The sequence below is a fragment of the Serratia sp. CY38905 genome, from assembly GCF_052168875.1.
Taxonomy (GTDB): domain Bacteria; phylum Pseudomonadota; class Gammaproteobacteria; order Enterobacterales; family Enterobacteriaceae; genus Serratia; species Serratia sarumanii.
Genome location: NZ_JBJNLV010000043.1, coordinates 1 through 1,866, shown reverse-complemented (window position 1 = coordinate 1,866; position 1,866 = coordinate 1). Strand labels below are relative to the sequence as shown.

General features: G+C 67.8%; 1 protein-coding gene. It reads left to right on the top strand.

Annotated elements, in window-relative coordinates:
* Window positions 1-1,866 (top strand): condensation domain-containing protein (locus ACJ8MK_RS25965; protein WP_442518123.1); only part of this gene is annotated, 1,866 nt, incomplete at both ends.

Here is a 1,866-nt window from a genome sequence, read left to right as displayed (position 1 = left end):
GCGCCGCAGGGTGAACACGAAACGCTGCTGGCGGCGATCTGGCGCGAGCTGCTGAACGTGGAGCGGGTCGGGCGCCACGATAACTTCTTCGAACTGGGAGGGCACTCGCTGCTGGCGGTGAAGTTGATGGCTCAGCTGCGGCGCGCCGGTTGGGGAGCGAACGTGCAGACGCTGTTCTCAACGCCGACGCTGTCGGCGCTGGCGCAGGCGATGAGCGCGCAAGGTGAGGTCGACATACCGGAAAACCGGATTTTACCGGGCGGGGCCTCCATTACGCCGGAGATGTTGCCGCTGGCGACGCTGAGCCAGCCGGAGATCGACGCGGTGGTGGCGCAGGTGCCGGGCGGCGTGGCCAACGTACAGGACATCTACGCCTTGTCGCCGCTGCAGGAGGGGATTTTGTTCCACCATCTGCTGGCGGAACGGGGTGACCCGTACCAGCTGTCCGCGGTGCTGCGTTTCGACAGCCGTGCGCGCCTGGACGCCTGGCTGGCGGCGATGCAGCAGGTGATCGATCGCCATGACATTCTGCGCACCGCGTTCATCACGCAGGGCATGTCCTCGCCGGTGCAGGTGGTGTGGCGCAAGGCTGAGCTGGCGCTGAGCGAGCGGCGTTTCGATCCGGCTGACGGCCCGATTTGGCGACAGCTGGCGGCCAGCTTTGATCCGTTGCAGCAGCGGCAGGATCTGACCCGCGCGCCGCTGCTCAACTTTACCGTCACGCAGGAGGAGGACGGCAGCTGGTGCGCCTTGCAGAAGTGGCATCATCTGATTGGCGATCACTCCACGTTGGCCTTCATGGAGCAAGAGATCGGCGAGATCCTCGCCGGCCGTGGGGCACAGTTGGGCGTCGCCCAGCCGTTCCGCAATGCGGTGGCGCAGGCGCGCCTGGCTCTCAGCGAGGCGGAGCACGAAAGCTTCTTCCGCGACATGCTGGCGGATATCCGCGAGCCGGTGCTGCCGTTCGGCCTGAGCGACGTGCACGGCGAAGGGCGGCAAATCGCCTGCCGCTACCAGGCACTCTCTTCGGCGCTGAACCTGCGGTTGCGGCAACAGGCGCGGCGGCTGGGCGTCAGCCTGGCCAGCCTGTGCCACCTGGCCTGGGCGCAGGTGCTGGCGAGCGTCAGCGGGCGAGACGCGGTCGTGTTCGGCACCGTATTGCTGGGGCGTCTGCAGGGCGGCGAAGGCGCGGAACGGGCATTGGGATTGTTTATCAACACGTTGCCGCTGCGTCTGGACATCGATCGGCGAGGCGTGGAGACGGCGGCAAGAGAGGCGCACGTGCGGCTGAGCGGGCTGCTGGCGCATGAACATGCGCCGCTGGCATTGGCGCAGCGCTGCAGCGGCGTCAGCCCTGGGGCGCCGCTGTTCAGCGCCTTGCTCAACTATCGCCACAACAACGGCGAAGCAGTGGCGTTGCCGGAAGGCGTCAGCTTGCTGAGCGCCGAAGAGCGCACCAACTATCCGTTCGTGTTATCGGTGGAGGACGGCGGCGATTCGCTGGGCGTGACGGCGCAGGTGACCGAGACGGTCGATGCTCAGCGGGTGTGTGACTATATGGTGCAGGCGCTGAGCTCACTGGCGCAAGCGCTGGAGCAGGCGCCGGAGACGCCGGTGTGTTCACTGGCGGTGGTGCCGGAGGCGGAACGCGAACTGCTGCTGCATGGCTGGAACCGCACCGAGCGTGACTACCCGCTGGATCAGACGCTGGCGGCGCTGTTCGAGCAGCAGGTGCGCCGCACGCCGCACGCCACCGCGCTGGTGAGCGGCGCGGAAAGCCTGAGCTACGCCCAGCTGAACGCCCGCGCCAACCGGCTGGCGCACGCGCTGATAGCGCGCGGCGTCGGCCCGGACAGCCGGGTGGCG